This is a genomic window from Pseudoxanthomonas sp. OG2 (genome assembly GCF_014192765.1).
Taxonomy (GTDB): domain Bacteria; phylum Pseudomonadota; class Gammaproteobacteria; order Xanthomonadales; family Xanthomonadaceae; genus Pseudoxanthomonas_A; species Pseudoxanthomonas_A beigongshangi.
The window spans coordinates 568,207-591,715 of record NZ_JACHYM010000001.1 but is presented as its reverse complement, the minus strand read 5'-3'; the positions used below and the strand labels follow the sequence as shown (position 1 = coordinate 591,715).

Here is a 23,509-nt window from a genome sequence, read left to right as displayed (position 1 = left end):
ACGACCGACTTTCAGCACGTTCCCGTGTCCGATTCCTCCGCCCTCGAAAGCTTCCTCGACAAATGGCGCCAGCGCTGGCCGGAATGGCAGGTCGCCGAGATCTTCGTCGCGCCGGAACGACGCGCGCTGGCCGAAGCGTGGTTCTCGCTGCTCCAGGAATTCGACGACATCCTCAATATCGCAGGCGATCCGTTGCCGGCCGATGCCAAGTTGGCCTGGTGGGGCGAGGAATTGCGCAGTTGGGCGGATCGCCGCTCGCGTCATCCGTTGGGTCGGCGGCTGGAGCCGGTGCCTGCGCCGTGGGCGGAACTGGCCGATGCGCTGCCCGCGCTGATCGCGGCGCGCGATGCCGCCGCCGACGGCGACGCCGCCTTCGCCCAACTGCGGGTTTACGGCGTGGCGGTGGCCGCGGTGGAAGCCGCGGTCCTGGGCGGAACGCCGGATGTCGCGGCGGTGATTGCCCGGACCCTGGCGACCCGCCTGGCCGACACCGCGACCGCGGCGCTGCCGCGGTCGGCCGCGGGCAACGACGATCGCACGCGGCTGCGTGACTGGGCGCGCACGCTGGACCGACGCTGGCCGGCGGCATCCGGCGCAAGCCGGGAGCGGCGCATCGCCGACGCCTTCGCCCACGCCCGCCTGCGCCGGTTCGCCAGGGCAGGGGAGGCCACCGCGCTGCCGTCCCGCCTGCGCCTGCTGCTGGGCGCCTGGAACGCCGCGCGCGGCTGAGCGGGAAGCCCGCGATGGACGCGAGCCATCGCTGCGATAGGCATGCGGATTCGCCGTAACGGACTGTTTCATCTGGCGATTCGGGGCTGGGGGTACAATGCGGGCCTGTTTTTCTCCCCCGTACCGACATGGCCTCCGTCCCTCCCGTGGCGCCACGCGCCGATCTTCCCGACGTCGCCCACCAGAGCGTGCCGTTGGCACGCGCGCTGGACTGGGTGGGCATGGAAGGCATCGCCCTGCCGGTGCGCATCGGCGATGGCGAGGGTGGGCAATTGCAGGTGCCGGCGAACATCGACGTGTTCGTCAACCTGACCAATCCGGACGCCCGCGGCATCCACATGTCGCGCCTGTACCTGCACCTGCAGGACGGCCTGTCGCGCGAGGCCATCACCCCGGCCGGGTTGCGCCACCTGTTGCAGGAAGGCGTGGCTTCGCAGCAGGGGCTGGCGAACCAGGCCCGCATCCGCCTGCGCTATGACGCGCTGTTGCGCCGGCGCGCGCTGGAAAGCGAGTACTCGGGCTGGAAGCGCTATCCGGTCGAGATCGACGCCACCCTGGTCGACGGTCACCTGCATCTGGCGCTGTCGTTCTCGGTCGAATACTCCAGCACCTGCCCGGCCTCGGCGGCGCTGTCGCGCCAGGCCAACGCCGAGCGGTTCGCCGAGGACTTCGCCGCCGCGCACCCGCTGTCGGTCGGCGTGGTCCGCGACTGGCTGTCTTCCGAGCGCGGACTGGCGGCGACGCCGCACGCCCAGCGCAGCCGCGCCAGCGTGCGCGTCGAATTGCGTCCGCAGTTCGAGGAACTGCCGCTGGTGGCGTTGATCGACGCGATCGAGGCCGCCCTGGGCACGCCGGTGCAGACCGCGGTCAAGCGGGTCGACGAACAGGCTTTCGCGCGCCTGAACGCGGAGAACCTGATGTTCTGCGAGGATGCCGCGCGCCGCGTGGCCGCCGCGCTCTCGCAGGATCCGCACGTGGCGCGCTACGACGCCACCGTCGCCCATTTCGAAAGCCTGCACCCGCACGACGCGGTCGCCCGCGTCAGCGGCAGCAACGGCTGAGCCGTCTCTCGCGCAAATCGGGAAAAGCTCGCGACTCACGTCGCTCCCACAAAAAGCTTCCCCTGTAGGAGCGACGTCAGTCGCGACCGTAACCTGCGCGTTACCCGTACCTGTCATCGGCGACGCCTGCCTGCCTCGCTTGCCATTACTCCATCGCAATCGGACCGAAAAGCTCGCGACTTACGTCGCTCCTACAAGGGGAATTCGTGTGGGAGCGACGTGAGTCGCGAAGGCTGGCGAGCACGCTCACTTCGCCGCAGCCGTCTGCGCGCGCTCCAGCACCAGCAGCGGATCGATGCGCACGTCGAACCAGTTCATGCCCCAGTGCAGGTGCGGGCCGGTGGCGCGTCCGGTGGCGCCGACCGCGCCGATGACCTGGCCCTGCTCGACGCGATCGCCCACCTTCACGTCGATGCGTGACAGGTGCAGGAAATTGGAGCTGACCCCGTAGCCGTGATCCAGCAACAGGGTGCCGCCGGTCAGGTACAGATCCGGGCCGGCGAAGGTCACCACGCCCGCCGCAGGCGCCTTGACCGGCGTGCCATTGGGTGCGGCGATGTCCATGCCCGAATGGCCGGAACCGGGTTGTCCGTTGTAGACGCGCGCGTTGCCGAAGCGGCCGCTGATGCGGCCCTGCACCGGCCAGATGAAGGACTGGGCGAAATCGGTGCGATCGTCGTCGCGCGCGCGCGCGGCGGTGACCTGCGCCTGCTCGCGCCGGATCCGCTCGGCGATCGCCGGTGGCGGATTGACTGTCTTCGGCGGCACGCCGTTGACCCGCTCCACTGGCCAGTCGCGCGGCGTCACCGTGATGCGCGCGGTTTCCCGGCGCCCGGAGGGCGTCGTCACCTCGACACTCAGCGGGCCCGCTTCATCGCGGCCGACCCCGAACACCACCGTGCCATAGCCGCTGGTGCGCAACGCGCGGTTGGCATAACGCACCTGGCTGCCGGGCGGCACCTTGCCGAACACCAGCGCGCCCTGCGAGACCTGCGGGGGAAACACCACGCGCTCGTCCTGCGCACCGGCGGACGCGGGGCCGTAGGTACCCTCGGACAGCACCTCCTGCGCCATCGCAGGACGGGCGGGGGAGAACAGCAAGACCAGGCCCAGCGCGCAGGCCGCGCCGGCCAGGCGCGTCACCGATCGAACTCCAGCCGCTGGCCGTTGGGCGTGCCGACCAGATGCTCGCCGTTCCAGACCAGCCGGCCGTTGACCCAGGTCGCGCCGATGCGCGAACGGAAGGTGGTGCCCTCGAACGGCGACCAGCCGCACTTGGACAGCACGTCCTCGCGGCGCACGGTGAACTCGGCGTCGTCCACCAGTACCAGATCCGCCCAATAGCCTTCGCGCAGGAAGCCGCGCTCGTGCACGTCGAACAGCTGCGCCGGGGCGTGTGACACCTTCTGCACGATCTCGGTCATCGTGGCGCGGCCCTCGTGGACCAGATCCAGCGCCGCCACCAGCGCGTACTGGACCAGCGGCAGGCCGGACGGCGCCTGCGCGTAGGGCTTGGACTTCTCCTCCAGCGTGTGCGGGGCGTGGTCGGTCGCCAGTACGTCGATGACATCGTCGGCCAGCGCCTTGATCAGCGCCTCGCGATCGCTGGCGTCCTTGATCGCCGGGTTGCACTTGATGAAGTTGCCCAGCCGCGCGTAGTCGGCGCGGTCGAAGCGCAGGAAATGGATGCAGGTCTCGGCGGTGATGCGCTTGCGCTTGCCGGACGCGTCGATCAGGGGGCCGGGCGTGAACAGGGCCAGTTCGTCGGCGGTGGAGATGTGCAGCACGTGCAGGCGGGTGTCGTGGCGGCGGGCCAGTTCCAGCGCCAGCCGGGTCGACTTGATGCAGGCTTCGCGGCTGCGGATGTCCGGGTGGTGCTCGGCGGTCAGCGCATCGCCGTAGCGGGCCTGGAACGCGGCCATGTTGGCATCGATGGTCGGCGTGTCCTCGCAGTGCGTGATGATCGGGGTCGGCGCCTCGCGGAAGATGGCGTCCAGGGTCTCCGGGTTGTCCACCAGCATGTTGCCGGTCGAGGCGCCCATGAACACCTTGATGCCCGGCGCGGTCTTCGGGTCGAGCGCGCGGATGGCCTCCAGGTTGTCGTTGCTGGCGCCCAGGTAGAAGCCGTAGTTGCCCCAGGCCCGGCCCGCCGCCCGCTGGTACTTGGCTTCCAGCGCGGCCGAATCGAGGGTCGGCGGCACCGTGTTGGGCATGTCCATGAAACTGGTCAGGCCACCGGCCACCGCGGCGGCCGATTCGGTGGCGATATCGCCCTTGTGCGGCATGCCAGGCTCGCGGAAGTGGACCTGGTCGTCGATCATGCCCGGCAGCAGCCAGCGGCCGGCGGCGTCGACGACCTTTTCATCCGCCCCGGCGGACAGGCCGCTGCCGATGCGGGCGATGCGACCGTTCTCGATGCGCAGGTCGCCTTCGAATTCGCGGCCTTCGCTGGCCATCCGGGCATTGACGATGAGGGTGGAGGGCATTCAGTGCTTTCCTGTGCAGGGGGCGGAGGTTTCACCGGCGGGCGGCACCGGGTCGTGGCCGCCGGGATGCAGGGGATGGCAGCGGCCGATGCGGCGGGCGGCGAGCCAGCTGCCTTTCATCGGACCGAACCGGGCGATCGCTTCCATCGCGTATTCCGAGCACGATGGCACGAAACGGCAGCGCGGACCCAGCAGCGGGCTGATGAAGCGCTTGTACACCCGCAGGACAGCAATGAGTACCCGGCCGATCATGTCCGGATGATAACCGTGTTGGGTTGCCGCTGCCCGCCGGGTAGGCTATAAAGTCGCGCTTTCCCGATGCTCGGGAAGAACAAGGAAGCGCTGTTCGTGGCTGCTAAGAAACCTGCAAAGAAGGCCGCCAAGGCCGCCAAGAAAACCGCCAAGCCCGTCGCCAAGAAGCCTGTCGTGAAGAAGGCTGTCGCCAAGAAACCGGCCGCCAAGCCGGTGGCCAAGAAGGCGGCGCCCAAGCCCGTCGCCAAGAAAGCCGTGGCCAAGAAGCCGGCCGCAAAGCCGGCGGCCAGGAAGGCGGCGCCCAAGCCCGCGCCCGCCAAGGCAAAACCGGCCGCCAAGCCGGTGGCGAAGAAGGCCGTGGCCAAGAAGACCGCTCCCGTCGCAGCACCGAAGACCAAACCCGCACCGAAGCCCGCCCCCAAGCCGGCTCCGGCCAAGACTGCTCCCCCGAAGGCCCCCGCACCGCGCTCGACCGCTCCCGCCGCACCCCGGCAGGAGGCCAAGCCCGCGCCGGCTCCGGCGGCCAAGGCTCCATCCCCCGCAAAGCCAGTGCCCGCACCGAAACCGACCAGCAAGACAACCAATTCCGCCCCCGTGACCAGCAAGCCTGCCATCGCTCCCCGTTCCACCGGCAAGGTGGCCGTGGCCGTGGCCGCCAAGCCGCAGGCTCCCGTCGTCCGGGAAAAATTCAAAGTGGTGCCCTACAAGACCGATGACGCCACCGGTCGCCCGATCGTTCCCCAAGGCTACAAGCCGGCCGTGGACGAGGAGTACATGAGTCCGCTCCAGCTCGAATATTTCCGCCAGCGCCTGCTGCAGTGGCGTGCGGATCTGGTCGAGGAATCCAAGCAGACCATCGAGAACCTGAAGGACGAGGTCCGCGACATCGGCGACGAAGCCGAGCGCGCCACCCGCGAAACCGAGAACTCGCTGGAACTGCGTACCCGCGATCGCTACCGCAAGCTGATCGGCAAGATCGACAGCACGCTCAAGCGAGTGGATGCCGGCGACTACGGCTACTGCGTCGACACTGGCGAGGAAATCGGCCTGGAGCGCCTGGAGGCGCGCCTGACCGCCGAGCGCACCATCGATGCGCAGGAGCGCTGGGAACACATGCAGAAGCAGCAGGGCGACTGATTCCGCGCCCCTCGTTGCCATCCCCGCGAACCCCGCCCAGGCGGGGTTCGCTTTTTCCGCGACCCGCGACAGGAGGCGGCATGGATCACGAGCAGTTCATGCGCGAGGCAATCGCGCTCGCCAGGGCCAACATCGCCGACGGAGGCCGTCCGTTCGGCGCGGTGCTGGTGCGGGACGGCGAAGTCGTCGCCCGCGCCGCCAACGGCATCCATCGCGACCACGATCCCACCGCGCACGCCGAACTGCTGGCCATCCGCCAGGCCGGCACCCGCCTGGGCACGCCGCGCCTGGATGGCTGCGTGATCTACGCCAGCGGCCACCCGTGCCCGATGTGCCTGGCCGCCATGCACCTGTGTGGCATCGGCGAGGCGTGGTTCGCCTATTCGAACGAAGACGGCGCGCCGTACGGCCTGTCCACCGCCGCCGTGTATGCCGAGATGGCGCTGCCGCCGGATGCGCACGCCACCTTGCGGCTGGCACGGCTGCGGCCGGCCGGCGAGGACGGGCTGTACCGGGAATGGCAAAAGTAGAGCCGAGCTTGCTCGGCTCTGCCGCCAACTTCGAACCGGGCCGCTCCTGGATGGGAAAACGCGGTGCCGCCTCCGGACCCGCCGGCCCGTCGGATATTGCGTTGCAACGTGCGCGGCCCCCGGCGTGTGCCTAGGCTGGCGCACGTACCCGACCGTATGCGCCGTGCTGGCCCGCCCCCGGGCACCCGCCGGATGGAGGTCGGATTTCCTTTACTCAGGACGATCGCCAGACAGGGGATGCCGGTGTCCGAACCATCGCCTTTCGCCCAGGGTTCCCCTCGCATCGACGAGGGCAGCGACGGGCGCGACGACCTGCTGAACACCATTTCGCTGCGCTATCGCGCGCCGTTGCGCGGTTTTTTCGCCAAGCGGGTCCGGGATGCCAGCGAGGTCGACGACCTGACCCAGGAAGTGTTCCTGCACCTGCTGCGGCGCGCCCGCGGCGGCGCCATCGAGCATGTGGAGCAGTACGTGTTCCAGGTGGCGGCCAACGTCCTGCGCGACTGGGCACGCCGGCGCAAGGTCCGGGCGATGGATGTCCAGGAGTCGTTCGACGAGGATCTTCACCAGCCCGCTACGGATATTTCGCCGGAGCGCGTCTTACTGGGAGAGGAGGCGGTCCGGGTGATGACCGCCGTCCTGCGGAGCCTGCCCGAACGGACCCGCGACGTTTTCGTGCTGAGGACCATGGAAAAGCGCAAATACACTGAAATCTCGGTCATGCTGGGCATCTCCGTCCGGGCCGCCGAGAAACACATGGCCAAGGCGCTGGCCCGGTTGGGCGGCGCGCTGGGCGGGATGCCGGAGGGCGCATGACCCCGCCGGACAGGCACACGACAGAGGCTGGCGAAACGCACCCATGAACTCGCGGACTCCTCCAACGACCTGGGCGATGGACTTCGCGGCGGACAGCGCCGACGAGGCGGCCGCGCGCTGGAGCGAGATCCTGCGCGACGCGCCCGACCAGCCGCGCCTGCGCGAGGGCTTCGATGCCTGGTACGCGCGGTCGCCGGAGAACGCGGCGGCCTGGCGGCGCATCCAGGCCGCGAATCACTGGGTACGCACGCTGTCGGATTCACCGGAAATGCAGTCGCTGCGCCGCGAGACGCTGGCGCGCGTGGCCGAAGGCAGGCTGCGCTCCTCGCGGCGATGGCGGCGGCTGTCGATTGCCGCCTCGCTGCTGTTGCTCACCGGCGTGGGTCTCATCGCGCTGAGGCCGGAGGCCACCCGCGGGTTGTTCTCCGGCGCGGGCGACACCCTGGCCGGCAATGTCTACCAGACCGGCGTGGGCCAGCGCAGCGTGGTGACGATGGACGACGGTTCGGTGGTGACCCTCAACACCGACAGCCGGTTGTCGGTGCATTACCGCGCTGACGTCCGCGCGGTGACCCTTGAACGTGGGCAGGCCCTGTTCAAGGTCGCCAAGGATCGTTCGCGACCGTTCGTGGTCACCGCGGATGGAAAGCGGGTTACCGCGCTGGGCACCGAGTTCGACGTGCGGGTCGGGGAACGTCTGTTCGAAGTCACCTTGCTGGAAGGCCGCGTGGGTGTCGCGCCGGCGCAGGGCGTCGCACCATCGCCGGCCAATGCGGCGACGCTGGCGGAATTGCATCCGGGCCAGCAGTTCGTCGCCACCGACGGATCCCGGCCGGTGGTGCGGGTGGCCGACGTGGGGCGCGTGGTCAGTTGGCGCACCGGCCAGATCGTATTCGACAACGAGCGATTGGACGCCGCGATTGCCGAAGTGAACCGCTATTCGCGGAGAAAGGTGGTGCTGGGCGACCCACAGCTCGCTTCGCTGAAGATCAGCGGCGCGTTCAATGCCGGCGATACGCATACGTTCGTCGAGGCGTTGACGAATTACTTCCCCATCCAGCGCGATCCGCGCGAAGACGATCGCGTGGTGCTCGAGTCGCGCTCCCGATGAGCGCACGCACATCCCCGCGCCATGGCGCGCGCGGAATGATCCCGGACTGACGCAGGCCTCCACCCGGCGATTCTTGTTGCGTCGCAAAACAGATCCCGCGGGTCCAGTATTCCAGTCGTGATCTTTTTTTCCGATCACAGTTCGGGTTTTGCGCGGGAGCGCGTCTGTATGGAAGTACGTCGCCATCACGACGTGGTCGCGTGACAAAAAACTCGGGGAGGAAGCATGGGAGTTCGTTCGTCTCGATTCGCAAAGCACGTGCTCAGGCCTTGTGCCCTGGTACTGGCGCTGTCGCCGATACTCGCGGCGCAGGCGCGAGACGGCACTGACCCGCCCGCGCGTTTCGAGATACCCCAGCAGACCCTCAGTGCGGCCCTGTCCGACTATGCGCGCCAGAGCGGCAAGCAACTGTTGTATTCGCCCGAACTTGCGGTTGGAAGAAGCGGGCGCGCGGTGGTGGGCAGCAAGGCGCCGACACAGGCACTGGAAGAACTGCTCGAAGGCACCGGACTGACCTATACCGTCAGCCCTTCGGGGGCGATCCTGATCAGGGATCCCGCGCAGGCCGCCCGCGAAGCGGCGGCGAAGAAGGACAAGCCGGGCGGGCCGCAGGGAAACGGACAGGAGGTCGCCGCCCTGCAGTCGGCGACGACCTCCGGGACCGTGGCCCAGCAGACTGCAAGCGAAACCGCGACAAGAACTGCTGAAGCGCGCAACGAGACCACGCTGGATACCCTGGTGGTCACCGCGCAGAAGAAGGTGGAGAACATCCAGAAGGTTCCCATCGCCATCAGCGCCTTCAGTGGCGACGATCTCAATGACCGCAAGATCGAGACCGGTGGCGATCTGGTCACGGCGACGCCGAACGTCACCTTCTCCAAGACCAATTTTGCGAGCTACAACTTCCAGATCCGCGGCATCGGCACGCAGGCGCTGTCGGTGACCACCGACCCGGCGGTCGCGGTCAGCTTCAACAGCACGCCGATGATCCGCAACCGCCTGTTCGAGCAGGAATACCTGGACGTGGAGCGGGTGGAAGTGCTGCGCGGTCCGCAGGGGACGCTGTACGGGCGCAACGCCACCGCCGGCGTGGTCAACATGATCCCGAACCTGGCCGATCCGGAAGCCTTCGACGCCAGCGTCAAGACCGAGCTCGGCAACTACGAATCGCGCCGGGTCAACGCGATGATCAACGTCCCGTTGAGCGAGACCTTCGCTTTCCGCGTGGCCGCGCAGTACACCAAGCGTGATGGATATGATCACAACACGGTCACCGACAGGGATGTCAACGACCGTGACCTGATGACCACGCGGTTGTCGGCGACGTTCCGGCCCAGCGAACGCTTCAGTGCCAGCGTGGCCTGGGAGCACTTCCAGGAAGACGACATGCGCGCCCGCACCGGCAAGCAGATCTGCCACAACGATCCGGGGCCCGCCACGATCGGCGGCTACGAGCCGGTCTTCGGCAATGCGCGCAATTATCTGAGTCAGTCCTGCAAGGATGGATCGCTTTACGGCAACGACGCGTTTGGCGTGCCCAATGCGGCAAGCCTGCCTTACATCCTGGGCTCGTCCCCGGTCATCCTGGGCATGTTGTTGGACGAGAACGGCTTTCCGGTCGGCGGCGTAACGCTGCTGCCGCTGGGCGTGGATCCCTATGCGGGGCTTCGCCAGTCGACCGACCTGCGCGAGATCGCCACGACCTACGATCCACGCTTCGAGGCGAAGAACGATGTCGTGCAGATCAATCTCGACTTCGGCCTGAGCGACCAGTTGAGCCTGGTGTCGCAGACGCTGTACACGCGGGACCGCTACTACTCGACCCAGGACTACGGACGGTTCCAGTCGAATCCGATTTTCAACGACAGCAACGATGCCGTGCAGTTCTTGCCGGATTTCACCTTCGGTCCCGCCTATCCCGCTACGCCCGGCGGGGTGTTCTGTGATCCGCAGCTGGGCTGCTCAAACCGGCTTCTGAACGTTGACCTGGTCGATTCCTACAGCACGCAGTGGTCGCAGGAATTCCGACTGCAATCCGCATTCGATGGCAAGTTCAACTTCAGTGTCGGCGCCAACTATCTGGAATACGAGGTTGACGAAAGCTACTACGTATTCAGCAACATGTTCAGTGCGCTGGCGCAGTTGTTCTTCAACGGCAATGGCGGCGGAACGGCGCCAGGGCACTGCCCGGCCGGAAGCGCGACCCGGTTCGACCCGAACCAGGGCATCGAAGTGCCCTGCGTGTATGTCGATCCCAACCCGCTACGTTCGATCGACGGGCAGGGACACAATTATTTTCGCAGCCGCAACGTCGCCAAGACGCGTTCGGCGGCGATCTTCGGCGAAGGCTATTGGCAACTGTCCGATACGCTGCGGCTGACCGCCGGCCTACGCGTCACCCGGGATCGCAAGACGACCACGCCCTATCTGAGCCAGACGTTGCTGGGCGATTCGACCGTGGGTGGCAACTCGTCGTTGTTCGGTGGCTACACCGGCTACGGCTATCCGGCGGGCGCGGACATCCGGCAGACCTGGACCGAGCCGACCGGGCGACTGGTGCTGGACTGGTCGCCGGACCTGTCCTTCACCGACAGCACGCTGGTATATGCCTCGTTGTCACGCGGCTACAAGGCCGGCGGCACCAACTCGCCCGGCGTGGGAGCCAATCCGGAGGCGCTCAGCTTCGAACAGCGCAACCCCGAGTTCCGGCCCGAGTACGTCAACGCGTTCGAGATCGGCACCAAGAACGTGATGGCCGGCGGCCAGCTGATGTTCAACGCCACTGCGTTCTACAACGACTACAAGGACTACCAGGTCTCGCAGATCCAGGATCGCGCCACCCTCAACGAGAATTTCGATGCGCGCACCTGGGGCGCGGAGTTCGAACTGGTATGGAAGCCGACCGACGCCTTCCAGATCAGCGGCAACGTGGGCCTGCTGCGCAGCCGTATCGGCGCCAACCAGTACTCGATCGACGTGATGGACCGGACCGCGGGAAATCCCGAATGGACCACCGTGCGTCCATGGATGCAACTGGCGTCGAACTGCATCGCGCCGACCGCGCTGGTATCGATGGCGCTGGAGAACTACTTCGCCGATCCGTTCAACCAGATGTACAGCAATGCTGGCTTCCTCAACAGCTTCTGCACCGTCAACTACTACACGGCGATGGGTGGGTTCACGGCGGATCGCGGTTTCAATGGCGGCCCCGGGCCGTACGCCTATCTGTTGAATGGCGCCTATTACAATCCGGAAACCGACGCGCCCAACGGTGGTGCAGGCTTCGCCAAGAACGTCGGTGGAAATGAACTGCCGAACGCACCGCACATCACCGTCAGCCTGAGCCCGCAGTACACCTTCCTGCTGGCGGACAGCGAGCTGACCTTGCGCGCGGATCTCTACTACCAGGGCAAGAGCTGGGCGCGGATCTACCAGGACCGCATCGACCGGCTCAGGGAGTGGGGCAACGTCAATCTGTCATTGACCTGGTACAAGCCGGCTTCCGATCTGACCGTGCAGTTGTACGTAAAGAACGCGCTGGACGAGGAGGCCATCACCGGCACCTTCCTCAACAGCGACGATACCGGCTTGACCTCGAATGTGTTCATCCAGGACCCACGCATCATCGGTCTGAGCATTCGCAAAGGATTCTTCTGAGAGACGGGGAGACAGGAAGCCCATTTGCAGGGAATGCGGGAAATCCTGGCGCCGCCGCTCCTGACGACCGGTGTCGCCTAGACCGCGCAGCCACGGAGCGGACTATCCGTGACACGTCACCCGGACGCATGGCGTTCGGGCACACCACCAACCCTCCATCGGAGAAAGGCACCATGTCAAAGTTCAAGGTCAGTTTGCTTGCAATCGTGTCCGCTGCTGCGATGTTCGGCGCCGCATCGGTATCCGCCGCGACCCCCACCTTCCAGGTTTGGAATGGCACCAGCTGGGGCGATGGCACCACGCATTTCATCGGAACAACGACAGCGTCGTATTTCGGAAACAATCTTCCCTGTCCCTCCGCCGATTTCACCGTCGTGGTGACCAGCGGTGTCGCCAAGATCACCGCGGTGAGCTTTGGCGGTAGCTCGGCATGCTCGAACATCATCCCCCGTGGTCTTCCTTGGAAGGTCTCCATCACCGCGACCAGCGGCACCGGCGGTACGCTCACGATCGGCGACACCGCCAGCACCACAACGAACGTGAACGGCGTCAATGTGTTCATCCCGGCGCCGCTCAACGCGAACTGCCCGAGCTTGAACGGACGCGCTCCGGTGACCGGCGTGGCGATGACCAATTCGACGACCACGACGGGAATCGCATCGATCCAGTTCAGCGGAACGCTGGGCGCATGCGCGGTGTCCTCCACCGCCCCCACCCACCTGCGGAACCGGAGCCTGGACGGCACGGTGTCGTATCCGGCGGCCCGGGTGGTGCTGTTGCCATAAGCACGACCACCCGGAACGGGAGTGGTCCAGGGGCGATGCCACCGGTCGCATGACCGCAGGCATCGTGGCCATTCACCGGCCTGGTGGCGGAACGGGACGTCTGCCGTCCCGTTCCGCGACTTGATCCATCCCTTTCACGCGGGCCCGGAGACAGAAGGTCAGGGGGCCGCTCACGCAGGAGCTCATCATGTTGAAGACGTCGTTGTCCGTTGTCCTCGCGGGACTGGCGGCTGTTGCCGCCATGCCTGCCGCCATCGCCGGTACGCCTTCCGGTCCCTACGCGATGTTCAAGTACTGTCCGTATACCAACCCGAGCGTCGGTTCCTGCGTGATCAACACCACCGACTCGGGCGTGTTCGTCATCGGCAACACCACCTTGCCGATCGACAAGCCCATCGTGCTGCAGGGCGGGGTGGAGAACCTGGGGCCGTCGCCGCTGTACCAGGCGGTGGGCGCACCGACGCTTTCGGCGCCACCGGCCAAGGTGCCGGGTGGCCTGTTGGGCATCATGAACCCCGCCCCCAATTGGCCCGGCCCTCTGTGGACCGCATTCTGGGCGATCGTGGCCACGGTCAACGACGTCACCGCCACCATGGAGCCGGTCGCGTTGGCGCAGACGAACTTCGGCAACGCGCTGTTCCCGCCGACCGACGGCAGCGATCCCACCGCGGCGCAGCTAGCGGTGCGCGTGCACCTGCAGAATCCGTTCCTGGGCAACAACTGCTACATCGGTTCGCCGCAGAACCCGATCATCATCAAGCTGCAGACCGGTACCACCCAGCCGCCGCCGCCGAACCAGCCGATCGCGGGCAATCCCGGCACGGTCGAGACGATCATCACCGACGAAGAGAACTTCATCGGCTATCTGCAGGTGACCGACGCGACCTTCGTCGACAACTCGTTTGCGGTCCCGGCGGCGACCGGGTGCGGCAACATCGCGCTGGGCCTGCCGATCCTCACGCCAATCCTGGAATCGCTGGTTTCGGGCGCAGTCAACCTGAAAGTCGGACTGCCGTCGGCGGCTGGCAAGAACACCGCGGTGCTCAACAGCGATGCCGCGATCGCCGCTTCGGCGTTCGTGCTGGGGAGCGAGCAATAAACGGATGCACGCCGAGGTGAAACGGCGGGGCAGGATGCCAGGGCCAGGGACGGGCGGCGCAGGGTGGCCAGGGAAGGCCGCCTTGCGCGTATCCTGCTAATCCATGCGCAGCAACCGCCTCGTCATTCCCTTGATCGTGGTCGTCCTGGCCGCGCTCGCGGGCGCGTACTGGCTGGGGCGGTCGCAGCCACACGCATCGCAGGGCGATGCGGAATCTTCCGCATTGGCCGTACCGGCTGATCGGCGAGCCAGATCCACGCAGCCGGGCCTGCGGAACGGATCTCGCGCACGGGGCTATTTCGCCGAATTGAAGATCGCCGCCGACGGCGGCGACCTGGCGGCGTCGACGCGCCTGTATCGCAATCTGGACCTGTGCCATCGCCTGCGCTCGGCGGCCTGGAGCAATGCCGTGCTGGCCGGCGAGTTGCTCGACACGCAGACCCGCGGCATGAGCGCCGCGCAGTTGGAGAATTACCGGGCGCAACTGGATGGAATCGAATCGCGCCGGCAGAACGCGCGACGGATGAGCGAGCTTTGCGACGGCGCCGATGCGGCGACCCTGGACTCGCTGGTACCGAGCCTGCACCAGGCCGCGCAACTGGGAGAACCGTACGCGCGTGCCTGCTATCTGGCGATGGGACCCGGGTTGGACATGCGCGCGCTCGCCAGGCATCCCGAATGGATCGATACCTATCGCACCAGCGTTCCGGGAATGGTCGAGGCCGGCCTGGCCGCCGGTGACTGGGCGATGGTGAATGTCCTGCGAACCGCCTTGCAGCCTGGTGCGGAGGGCTTGCTGGGCGGCGCGCTGGATGCCGATCCCGCGCAACACTTCCGTTATCTCAAGCTCTACCGGCTGGGCGCGGGAGCCGGCGACATCGCGGTGCTGGACCAGCAACTGGCGGTGGCCGCCGCGCGGCTGTCGCCGCAGCAGCGCGCCGAGGCCGAAACCTGGGCCGACACCACGTTCCGGCGCGACTTCGGCGGCCGTCCTTCGGCCGGTGCACCGGGACTGGACCGGGATCCCTGCGTGTTCCCGCATGAGTGAGGGGAACGGATGTACATCGACGAGGATTTGACCGTGGGACGATCCGGACAATGAAGTGGAAACACGCAATCATGGCCTGCACCGCGCTGGTGGCGGTCGCGGGCGTCTACGCGCTCGGCCGCTGGAGCGCCTTGCCGACGCCGGAAACCGCTTCGCGCGCCGCGCAAACGCGCTCGGCCGGAGACGGGGCAGGCGGCGCGGACGCCGCACCGGCAACACCTGCGAAGGGCGGCGTCCTGCCGCCGGTCTCCGCATCGCTCGGCGCGACCTTCAGCGATTTGCAGGCCCGCGCGAACGCTGGCGACCTCGACGCCGCACGCCGGCTGGTTCGCGACCTCGACCGTTGCAGTCGCCTGCGCGCCAACGAGTGGCGCAACGCGGGCACCACCCAGGCGCTGCTGGATCGCAAGACCGATGGCATGAGCGCGGCGCAACTGCGGACCTACCAGGTGTTGCTGGACGCGATGGACGTGCGCCAGCAGACCGCGGGCAGGAACCGGGAAATGTGCGCCGGCGCGGACGACAAGATGCTCGCGACCCTGGTGGCCAACATCGCCCAGGCGGCGCGGCTGGGCGATGCCGACGCACGCGCGTGCTATCTCGGCCGGGGGCCGCTCTACGACGTGCGTGGCCTGATCGAGCACCCCGGCGTGCTGCAGGGCTATCGCCGCGATGCCACCGCGATGATCGACGCCGGTCTGGCGGCGGGCGACTGGCGGGTGGTGGATCTCCTGCAACGCGCCTATGAACCGGGCGCCGAGGGGCTGCTGGCCGGCATGCTGGGCCCCGATCCGGCGCAGCATTATCGCTATCTCAAGCTGTACCGACTGGGTGCGGAGCCCCATCGCGTGGCGCAACTCGATCGGCAGATCGCCGCGATTGCCGCCAGCCTGTCACCGGAACAGCGCTACGACGCCGACCGCTGGGCGCAGGGCACGTTCGAAGACAAGTTCAGCGGCAGCTCGACGACTTCGACGCCGCCAGGCTGGGAGGCGTGCAGCTTCTGATCGCGGATGAGAAACCCTGCGCTCAGTGCAGATCGTTCAAATCGAGCCGGCGCAGCCGCGGTGCCCGCCACGCGGTGGCGGCGACCACCACCAGGATCGCGCCGCCGCCCAGCAGTACCGCCGGAATCAATCCCAGCAGCCGCGCCATCGTGCCGGCGTAGAACGCCCCCAGCTCGTTGGACGAACTGATGAAGATGCCGTTGATCGAGGACACTCGCCCGCGCATCTCGTCCGGCGTCGACAGCTGCAGGATGGTCGAACGCACCACCACCGACACGCCGTCGCACATGCCATAGGCCAGCAGGATCAGCGCCGACAGCCAGAAACTGCGGGACAGCCCGAACGCGATCACGCACAGGCCGAAGCCCGCCACCGCGAACAGCAGTACCCGGCCGGCGTGCTGCTGCAACGGATGCCGCGCCAGCCACACGCCCACGCACACCGAACCCAGCGCTGGTGCCGCGCGCAGGATGCCCAGGCCTTCGGGACCGTAGCGGAGAATGTCGTGGATGAACGCCGGCAGCATCGCCACCACGCCACCCAGCAGTACCGAAAACATGTCCAGCGCCATCGCGCCCAGCATGATCTGGTTGCCCCAGACGAAGCGCGCGCCCTGGGCGATGCTGGCGAAGATCGGCAGGCTGGTTGCCGGCGGGCCGGGTTCCTCCACCCGCAGACGCGCGAGCACGCCGCCGGCCAGCACCGCCAGCACCGCCGCCACGGCATAGGACAGCGCGTTGCCGCCGAATCCCACCAGCAGACCACCGATGGCCGGACCGGTCACCATCGCCGCCTGGAAGATCACCGTGCCCAGGCCGGCGCCGCGGACGAAGTCCTCGCGTGCCAGCACCTTCGCGAACAGCGCGTTGTAGATCGGACTGAGGAACGAGCGCGCCATCCCGGTCAGCGCGATGGCGGCGTAGATCGGCCACAGCCGCGTGGTCGGCAACCATCCCGCCGCCGCAAGCACGAGGATCACCGCGGTCAGCGTCAACGCCGCGCAGGCCGCCACGCCCAGCTTGCGTCGCGGCAGGTGGTCGACCAGATAGCCGGCGAACGGCGCCACGCAGAAGAACGGCAATACTTCGGCCAGGCCGATCAGGCCGAGCGAGAACGGATTGCGGGTGAGTTCATAGATGTGCCAGCCGACCGTCACCGCGACGATCTGGTAGGACAGCAGCGCCAGGATGCGGTAAGCCAGGACCGTGGTGAATCCGCGGTTGCGCAGCAGCGCCCTGACCGGAGAGGAGCTATTGGCCGCGCTCACCGGGCCGCCGCGGCGGTCTCGCGGATGAAGGCCAGCAGCGAGGCCAGTCCGTTGCTGCGGGTCGGCGAGAGATGCTTGGCCAGGCCGATATCGGCGATGTAGTCCGCCTCGGTGGCGAGGATTTCGCTGGCCGGACGGCCGGAGTAGACCCGCAACGCCAGGAAGATCAGCCCGGACACGATCGCCGAATCGCTGACAGCGCGGAAATCCAGCCGGCTGGCGTCACCCTGCGGCACGATCCAGACCAGCGACTGGCATCCGAGCAGGCGATGTTGCTCGGTCTTCCACTCCTCCGGGAACGGCGGCAGCTTGCGGCCCAGGTCGATCAGGTACTGATAGCGCTCGGCCCAATCGCCGAAGAACGCGAATTCGTCCTTGATGGCGTGCTGGGCCTCGGCGGCAGTGGGTTCGAGCGGGAAGACGGTGTCGGTCATGGCGATTCGGAATGCGCCCTTCCGGGGAAGGGAGGCGGCGGCGCTCATCGGCCGCCTGTCCCGGCGCGGTCAGGCGCCGGGGCGGAGGGGAGGACTCAGGCCCGCTTCCAGCGGACGCCCTGCGGGGTATCTTCCAGCAGGATGCCTTCGCTGGCGAGCTGATCGCGGATGGCGTCGGAGCGGGCGAAGTCGCGGGCCCGCTTGGCGGCGGCGCGTTCCTCGATCAGGCCCTGGATGCGCACGTCGTCTTCGTTGGAGGCACCGCGCGCGAACCATTCGGCCGGCGCCTGCTGCAGCAGCCCCAGCGCGAAACCGGCGCCCAGCAGTTCCGCCTTCAGTCGCGCGCGGTCGTCGGCGGTGGCGGCCTTGCGGGCCTCGGCGGCGATGCGGGCCAGTTCGGCCAGCGCCAGCGGCGTGTTGAGGTCGTCGTCCAGCGCTTCCTCGATGGCGGCGGGAATCGAGTTGGCGGCGGAAGCCGGCGCATCGGCGTCGTGCAGATCCCGCAGCGTGCCGTACAGGCGATCCAGGGTTCGCACCGACTGCTCGATCAGCGCGTCCGACCAGTCCAGCGGCTGCCGGTAGTGTGCCGACAACAGGGCGTAGCGCAGCGCCTCGGGCGGGTGGTGTTCCAAGAGGTCGTGCACGCGTTCGATGTTGCCCAGCGACTTGCTCATCTTGGCGCCGCCGAAGTTGAGCATGCCGTTGTGCAGCCAGAACCGGGCGAAGGTCTTGCCGCCGTGGGCGCATTCGCTCTGCGCGATTTCGTTCTCGTGGTGCGGAAATTGCAGGTCCACGCCACCGGCATGGATGTCGATGGTCTGGCCCAGGTGGGCCGCCGCCATCGCCGAGCATTCGATGTGCCAGCCGGGCCGGCCGCGGCCCCAGGGGGATTCCCAGCCCGGCAGTTCGTCGCTGGAGGGCTTCCACAGCACGAAATCGCCGGGATCGCGCTTGTAGGGCGCCACGTCCACGCGCGCGCCGGCCAGCATTTCCTCCGGGTCCCGGCGCGAGAGCTTGCCGTAGTCCGGGAACGAGGCCACCGCGAACAGTACGTGGCCCTCGGCCGCGTAAGCGTGCCCGCCGGCGATCAGGTCCTGGATCATCGCGACGATCTGCGGAATGTGGGCGGTCGCCTCGGGCTCGATGTCCGGCGGGGCGACGCCCAGTCGCGCCATGTCCTGACGGTAGGCGGCGGCGAAACGGTCGGTGATGGCACTGATCGGCACGCCCTGTTCCAGGGCCGCCGCGTTGATCTTGTCGTCCACGTCGGTGATGTTGCGGGCGTACCGCAGCGCGCCATGGCGCCGGCGCAGCAACGCCGCCAGCACCCCGAACACCACCGGGCCGCGGGCGTTGCCGATGTGGACGTAGTTGTAGACCGTGGGCCCGCACACATACAGGGTGGGGCAGGCGGGATCGAGGGGGACGAAGTCCTCGACCCGGCGGGTGAGGTTGTTGTGGAGGCGAAGGCTCATCAGGCTGCGGCGTGGGGAAGCACGGTGATTCTACAGCCTGGCGGGGTCCGGCCGGCCGCCGGCCGGGCGCAGGAGGGGATGGTTCAGCCCCTCTCCAGCCTGGTCGCCTACACTAGTGCGCAGGGATTTCCACCAACGGGTCGCATGGGTCGTTTCCGTCATTGCTTGCTGCCACTGCTGATGTTGCCGATCGCCATGGGCGCGATGGCGCAGGAGCGCGTGGTCCAGGCGGAGAACGTGCGGCTGGACTACGCCCAGGTGCTCAACGTCGAGCCGGTCTACCAGACCCTGCGGGCCAGCCGGACCGAGGAAGTCTGCGACGAACTGCCCACGCTGCCGACCACCACGGTCCATCCGACCCGGGAACAGAGCCGCTGGGCGCGGTTCTTGGACTCCATCAAGGGTGTGTTCTCCGGCGACGACGAGGCCAAGGCGGAAGACGCCGACGCGCAGGCCGGCCAATCCACCGAACCGGCCAAGCTCAATTGCCGCAGCGTGCCGGTCGAGCGCGAGTTCCGCCGCCCCATCGCCTACGACGTGGACTACGTCTACAAGGGCACCAAGTACCGTTCCCGCCTGGCCGAGGATCCGGGCAACCGGCTCCGGATCCGGATTTCGGTGATGCCCTACGTGCCGACCGTGCCCCCGGTCGAGGCGCCCGCGCCCTGAGCCTTGCGCTGCGCCGCAGCACGTGCGAGGATTCGCCCCCTATGAAGATGAACGCCCACGCCCATGCTGACAGCGCGGCCCGCCAGGCCTCGGGCATGACCTCGCGTGCGCGTCGACCGGAATCCTGCTCCTAGCTGGGTCGCCCGGACGTTTTCGCCTGTCTTGACGGAACCCAGCCAGAGGCTGGGTTTTTTCGTTTTCCGCCCCCGAATTTCCGCAACATTCCCGAACCAGGATGCCTTGATGAAGCACTTCTTGAACACGCAGGACTGGAGCCGCGCCGAGCTGGATGCCTTGCTGGCGAGCGCCAGGCACATGAAGCTGGATCAGAAAAGCCGGCTGGGCGAACTGCTCAAGGGGCGGCCGCTGGAAGGCAAATCGATCGCGCTGGTGTTCTTCAATCCCTCCATGCGCACCCGCACCAGTTTCGAGCTGGGCGCCTTCCAGTTGGGCGGGCATGCGGTGGTCCTGCAGCCGGGCAAGGACGCGTGGCCGATCGAGTTCAACCTGGGCACGGTGATGGACGGCGATACCGAGGAACACATCGCCGAGGTGGCGAAGGTGCTGGGCCGCTATGTCGACCTGATCGGCGTGCGCGCATTCCCGAAGTTCATCGACTGGGCCCATGACCGCGAGGACATCGTGCTGAAGTCGTTCGCCAGGTATTCGCCGGTGCCGGTGATCAACATGGAGACGATCACCCATCCCTGCCAGGAACTGGCGCACGCGTTGGCGCTGCAGGAACACTTCGGCACCACCGATCTGCGCGGCAAGAAGTACGTGCTGACCTGGACCTATCATCCCAAGCCGCTGAACACCGCGGTGGCCAACTCGGCGCTGACCATCGCCACCCGGCTGGGCATGGACGTGACCCTGCTGTGTCCGACCCCGGACTACATCCTGGACGAGCGCTACATGGGTTGGGCCGAGCAGAACGTGGCCGAGAGCGGCGGCTCGCTGGCCGTCAGCCATGACATCGAAAGCGCCTACCGCGGCGCCGACGTGGTCTACGCCAAGAGCTGGGGCGCGCTGCCGTTCTTCGGCAACTGGGAGCCGGAAAAACCCATCCGCGACCAGTACAAGCACTTCATCGTCGACGAGGCCAAGATGGCGCTGACCAACAACGGCGTTTTCTCGCATTGCCTGCCGTTGCGCCGCAACGTCAAGGCCACCGACGCGGTGATGGATTCGCCGCAGTGCATCGCCATCGACGAGGCGGAGAACCGCCTGCATGTGCAGAAGGCGATCATGGCCGCGCTGATGAGCAGCCGGGATTCGTGATTCGGGATTGGGGATTCGCATGAGCGAATCCGGCGTCCCTGACCAACTTCAACTGAGAGATACCCCCATGTCGCAATCGAACGCTTCCACGAATCCCCAATCCCCAACCCCCAATCCCGGCTCCAAGGACATCGTCCTCGCCTTCTCCGGCGGCCTCGACACCAGCTTCTGCATTCCCTATCTGCAGGAGCGCGGCTGGGCTGTGCATACCGTGTTCGCCGACACCGGCGGCGTGGATGCCGAGGAACGCGCCTATATCGAACAGCGTGCCGCCGAACTGGGCGCGGCCAGCCACGTCACCGTGGATGGCGGCCCGGCGATCTGGAACGGCTTCGTCAAGCCGTTCGTGTGGGCGGGCGAGGGCTATCAGGGCCAGTATCCGCTGCTGGTCTCCGACCGTTACCTGATCGTCGATGCCGCGCTCAAGCGCGCCGCCGAACTTGGCACCAACGCGATTGCCCACGGCTGCACCGGCATGGGCAACGACCAGGTCCGCTTCGACCTGGCGGTCAAGGCGTCGGGCGACTACCGCATCGTCGCGCCGATCCGCGAAATCCAGAAAGAGCACACCCAGACCCGCGCCTACGAGCAGCAGTACCTGGAAGAGCGCGGTTTCGGCGTGCGCGCCAAGCAGAAGAGCTACACCATCAACGAGAACCTGCTGGGCGTGACCCTGTCCGGCGGCGAGATCGACAAGTGGGAAGCCCCGGGCGAAGGTGCGCGCGGCTGGTGCGCGCCGCGCAGCGAGTGGCCGGAGCAGGCCCTGCGCGTGACCGTCGGCTTCAAGCAGGGCGAAGCGGTGAGCCTGGACGGCCAGGCGCTGGACGGCGCCCAACTGCTGGCGAAGTTGAACGCGCTGTTCGCCCCGTATGGCGTGGGTCGTGGCATGTACACCGGCGACACCACCATCGGCCTGAAGGGCCGCATCGTGTACGAAGCACCGGGCCTGATCGCCCTGCTGGCGGCGCACCGCGCGCTGGAGGAGGCGGTGCTGACCAAGCAGCAGAACCGCTTCAAGCCGGAAGTGGCGCGCAAGTGGGTGGAGGTGGTGTACGAAGGCTTCTTCCACGATCCGATCAAGACCGACCTGGAAGCCTTCCTGGCGTCCTCGCAGGCGACCGTCAATGGCGAGGTCGTGCTGGAAACCCGCGGCGCCCGCGTCGACGCGGTGGCGGTGAAGTCGCCGCACCTGCTCAATGCAAAGGGCGCGACCTACGCCCAGTCGGCCGACTGGGGCGTGGAGGAGGCGGAAGGCTTCATCAAGCTGTTCGGCATGAGCAGCACGCTGTGGGCCGAGATCAACCGCTGATGGTCTTTCTGGCGCGAACGCGTTCGGGCTTGCGGGAAGCGTTGGATTTGGCGGCCGCTGCTGGTGGCGCCGTCTGGTGTAGCGCGGCCGCGATCTCCGAGAATGATTTCAGGAGTCACCAGGGCGTGCCGCTGACCCGCTTCTCCGATTCGATTTCGTTCGCGCATGTAGAAGATATCGCACGGACGATCGCGACCATAGATGAGCATCATCCGGGTGTCCGGATATGGCTAGAACAGCACGAGACAAGGGCGGGCTCCAATGAGTGAGTTGCTTGAAAGCAGTTTGCGTCATCTCGAACAGCTGGTGTCCCACGACACCCGCAATCCGCCGCGCGCCATCACCACCGGCGGCATCTTCGACTACATCCGCGCGCAGTTGCCGGACTTCAATGTCGAGGTGATCGACCATGGTGCCGGCGCGGTGTCGCTGTTCGCTGTGCGCGGGCAGCCGAAGCGGGTGTTCAACGTGCACCTGGACACGGTGCCTTCGTCGCCGGCGTGGACCGCCGATCCGCTGAAGCTGCGGGTCGAGGGCGACCGCGCCATTGGCCTGGGCGCCTGCGACATCAAGGGCGCCGCCGCCAGCCTGATCGCCGCCGCGCAGGTCACCTCGGGCGATGCCGCGTTCCTGTTCTCCAGCGACGAGGAAGCCAACGACCCGCGCTGCATCGCGGCGTTCCTCGCCTGCGATCATGGTTTCAGCGAAGCCATCATCGCCGAGCCCACCCAGGGCCAGGCGGTGCTGGCGCATCGCGGCATCAGCGCGGTGCGGATGGCGTTCAAGGGGCAGGCCGGGCACGCTTCGGCCGAGAACGCGTTGTCGCTGAGCGCGCTGCACAACGCGATGCGCTGGGGCACCACCGCGCTGGATCACGTGCAGGCCCAGCACCACCTGCGCTTTGGTGGACTGACCGGACTGCGCTTCAACATCGGCCGGGTCGAGGGCGGCATCAAGGCCAACATGATCGCGCCCAGCGCCGAAGTGCGGTTCGGCTTCCGGCCGCTGCCGTCGCAGGACATGGACGCGTTGCACGCGCAGTTCCGCGCGTTCGCCAACCCCGATGCGCTGGCCGAGTACGAGGAGACCTTCCGCGGCCCATCGCTGCCTTCAGGCGACGTCGCCCGCGCCGAGGAGCGACGCCTGGCCGCGCGCGATCTGGCCGACGAACTCGGCTTGCCGGTCGGCAACGCGGTGGACTTCTGGACCGAGGCCTCGCTGTTCTCGCAGGCCGGCCTGACCGCGCTGGTGTACGGCCCGGGCGACATCGCCCAGGCGCATACCGCCGACGAATGGGTCGCGCTCGACCAGCTTCAACACTACGCCGCCACCGTGCAGCGGATTTTCACCGCATAA

General features: G+C 67.3%; 22 protein-coding genes. 16 read left to right on the top strand and 6 right to left on the bottom strand.

Going from position 1 to position 23,509, the window contains the following annotated elements:
* The first annotated feature begins 24 nt into the window (after positions 1-24).
* Complete coding sequence (locus FHW78_RS02645) at positions 25-729, top strand: phytoene/squalene synthase family protein (protein WP_183637355.1); 705 nt, start codon at positions 25-27, stop codon at positions 727-729.
* A gap of 128 nt (positions 730-857) precedes the next feature.
* Positions 858-1,790 (top strand): GTP cyclohydrolase FolE2, encoded by a 933-nt coding sequence (gene folE2 / locus FHW78_RS02640; protein ID WP_183637352.1) that lies wholly within the window; start codon positions 858-860, stop codon positions 1,788-1,790.
* A gap of 246 nt (positions 1,791-2,036) precedes the next feature.
* Here the strand turns inward: folE2 and FHW78_RS02635 are convergent, their stop codons facing one another.
* From FHW78_RS02635 to yidD, 3 genes are all read right to left on the bottom strand, one after another.
* Complete coding sequence (locus tag FHW78_RS02635; RefSeq protein WP_183641091.1) at positions 2,037-2,864, bottom strand: M23 family metallopeptidase; 828 nt, start codon at positions 2,862-2,864, stop codon at positions 2,037-2,039.
* Positions 2,865-2,929: 65 nt separating this feature from the next.
* Positions 2,930-4,276 carry a dihydroorotase gene (locus tag FHW78_RS02630; RefSeq protein WP_183637349.1) on the bottom strand — a complete coding sequence of 449 codons (1,347 nt, stop codon included), beginning with the start codon at positions 4,274-4,276 and terminating at the stop codon, positions 2,930-2,932.
* Entirely contained in the window at positions 4,277-4,528 is a 252-nt protein-coding gene (gene yidD / locus FHW78_RS02625; protein ID WP_141452428.1) for a membrane protein insertion efficiency factor YidD, read from the bottom strand. It lies immediately after the preceding gene.
* Positions 4,529-4,624: 96 nt separating this feature from the next.
* On the opposite strand from yidD, the gene dksA reads away from it, so the two are divergent.
* The 9 genes from dksA to FHW78_RS02580 all read left to right on the top strand — a co-directional run bounded on the left by dksA (position 4,625) and on the right by FHW78_RS02580 (position 15,718).
* Positions 4,625-5,665 (top strand): RNA polymerase-binding protein DksA, encoded by a 1,041-nt coding sequence (gene dksA / locus FHW78_RS02620; protein ID WP_183641088.1) that lies wholly within the window; start codon positions 4,625-4,627, stop codon positions 5,663-5,665.
* Positions 5,666-5,745: 80 nt separating this feature from the next.
* On the top strand, positions 5,746-6,195 hold the full coding sequence (locus FHW78_RS02615) for a nucleoside deaminase (RefSeq protein ID WP_183637346.1): 450 nt from the start codon (positions 5,746-5,748) through the stop codon (positions 6,193-6,195).
* A gap of 192 nt (positions 6,196-6,387) precedes the next feature.
* The gene (locus tag FHW78_RS02610) at positions 6,388-7,011 is read left to right on the top strand and encodes a sigma-70 family RNA polymerase sigma factor (protein ID WP_183637343.1); all 624 of its coding nucleotides are present in this window, start codon (positions 6,388-6,390) and stop codon (positions 7,009-7,011) included.
* 43 nt (positions 7,012-7,054) lie between these two features.
* On the top strand, positions 7,055-8,122 hold the full coding sequence (locus FHW78_RS02605; RefSeq protein WP_183637340.1) for a FecR domain-containing protein: 1,068 nt from the start codon (positions 7,055-7,057) through the stop codon (positions 8,120-8,122).
* A 258-nt stretch (positions 8,123-8,380) separates the two neighbouring features.
* Positions 8,381-11,779: a TonB-dependent receptor gene (locus FHW78_RS02600; protein WP_218533953.1), complete on the top strand. Its 3,399-nt coding sequence runs from the start codon at positions 8,381-8,383 to the stop codon at positions 11,777-11,779.
* Positions 11,780-11,952: 173 nt separating this feature from the next.
* A complete protein-coding gene (locus tag FHW78_RS02595; protein WP_183637337.1) occupies positions 11,953-12,564 on the top strand; it encodes a hypothetical protein in 612 nt (203 codons plus the stop codon).
* Between the two features lie 187 nt (positions 12,565-12,751).
* Positions 12,752-13,663 carry a hypothetical protein gene (locus tag FHW78_RS19800; protein WP_218533955.1) on the top strand — a complete coding sequence of 304 codons (912 nt, stop codon included), beginning with the start codon at positions 12,752-12,754 and terminating at the stop codon, positions 13,661-13,663.
* Between the two features lie 103 nt (positions 13,664-13,766).
* The gene (locus FHW78_RS02585) at positions 13,767-14,711 is read left to right on the top strand and encodes a hypothetical protein (RefSeq protein WP_183637334.1); all 945 of its coding nucleotides are present in this window, start codon (positions 13,767-13,769) and stop codon (positions 14,709-14,711) included.
* Between the two features lie 50 nt (positions 14,712-14,761).
* Complete coding sequence (locus FHW78_RS02580) at positions 14,762-15,718, top strand: hypothetical protein (protein WP_183637331.1); 957 nt, start codon at positions 14,762-14,764, stop codon at positions 15,716-15,718.
* A 22-nt stretch (positions 15,719-15,740) separates the two neighbouring features.
* On the opposite strand, the gene FHW78_RS02575 is transcribed toward FHW78_RS02580, so the two are convergent.
* From FHW78_RS02575 to cysS, 3 genes are all read right to left on the bottom strand, one after another.
* Complete coding sequence (locus FHW78_RS02575) at positions 15,741-16,949, bottom strand: MFS transporter (RefSeq protein WP_221188950.1); 1,209 nt, start codon at positions 16,947-16,949, stop codon at positions 15,741-15,743.
* Between the two features lie 32 nt (positions 16,950-16,981).
* Positions 16,982-17,419 (bottom strand): SufE family protein, encoded by a 438-nt coding sequence (locus tag FHW78_RS02570; protein WP_183637326.1) that lies wholly within the window; start codon positions 17,417-17,419, stop codon positions 16,982-16,984.
* Positions 17,420-17,514: 95 nt separating this feature from the next.
* Complete coding sequence (gene cysS / locus FHW78_RS02565) at positions 17,515-18,894, bottom strand: cysteine--tRNA ligase (RefSeq protein WP_183637323.1); 1,380 nt, start codon at positions 18,892-18,894, stop codon at positions 17,515-17,517.
* Between the two features lie 180 nt (positions 18,895-19,074).
* Between cysS and FHW78_RS02560 the strand changes: the two genes are divergently transcribed.
* From FHW78_RS02560 to FHW78_RS02540, 5 genes are all read left to right on the top strand, one after another.
* Positions 19,075-19,563, top strand: coding sequence for a hypothetical protein (locus FHW78_RS02560; RefSeq protein ID WP_225562472.1), 489 nt, complete (start codon positions 19,075-19,077; stop codon positions 19,561-19,563).
* A gap of 243 nt (positions 19,564-19,806) precedes the next feature.
* Complete coding sequence (locus FHW78_RS02555) at positions 19,807-20,844, top strand: N-acetylornithine carbamoyltransferase (protein ID WP_183637320.1); 1,038 nt, start codon at positions 19,807-19,809, stop codon at positions 20,842-20,844.
* A gap of 67 nt (positions 20,845-20,911) precedes the next feature.
* Entirely contained in the window at positions 20,912-22,153 is a 1,242-nt protein-coding gene (locus FHW78_RS02550; protein ID WP_183637316.1) for an argininosuccinate synthase, read from the top strand.
* On the top strand, positions 22,153-22,422 hold the full coding sequence (locus FHW78_RS02545) for a hypothetical protein (protein ID WP_183637314.1): 270 nt from the start codon (positions 22,153-22,155) through the stop codon (positions 22,420-22,422). The genes FHW78_RS02550 and FHW78_RS02545 overlap by 1 nt, the downstream gene beginning before the upstream one ends.
* On the top strand, positions 22,415-23,509 hold the full coding sequence (locus FHW78_RS02540; RefSeq protein ID WP_183637312.1) for an acetylornithine deacetylase: 1,095 nt from the start codon (positions 22,415-22,417) through the stop codon (positions 23,507-23,509). The genes FHW78_RS02545 and FHW78_RS02540 overlap by 8 nt, the downstream gene beginning before the upstream one ends.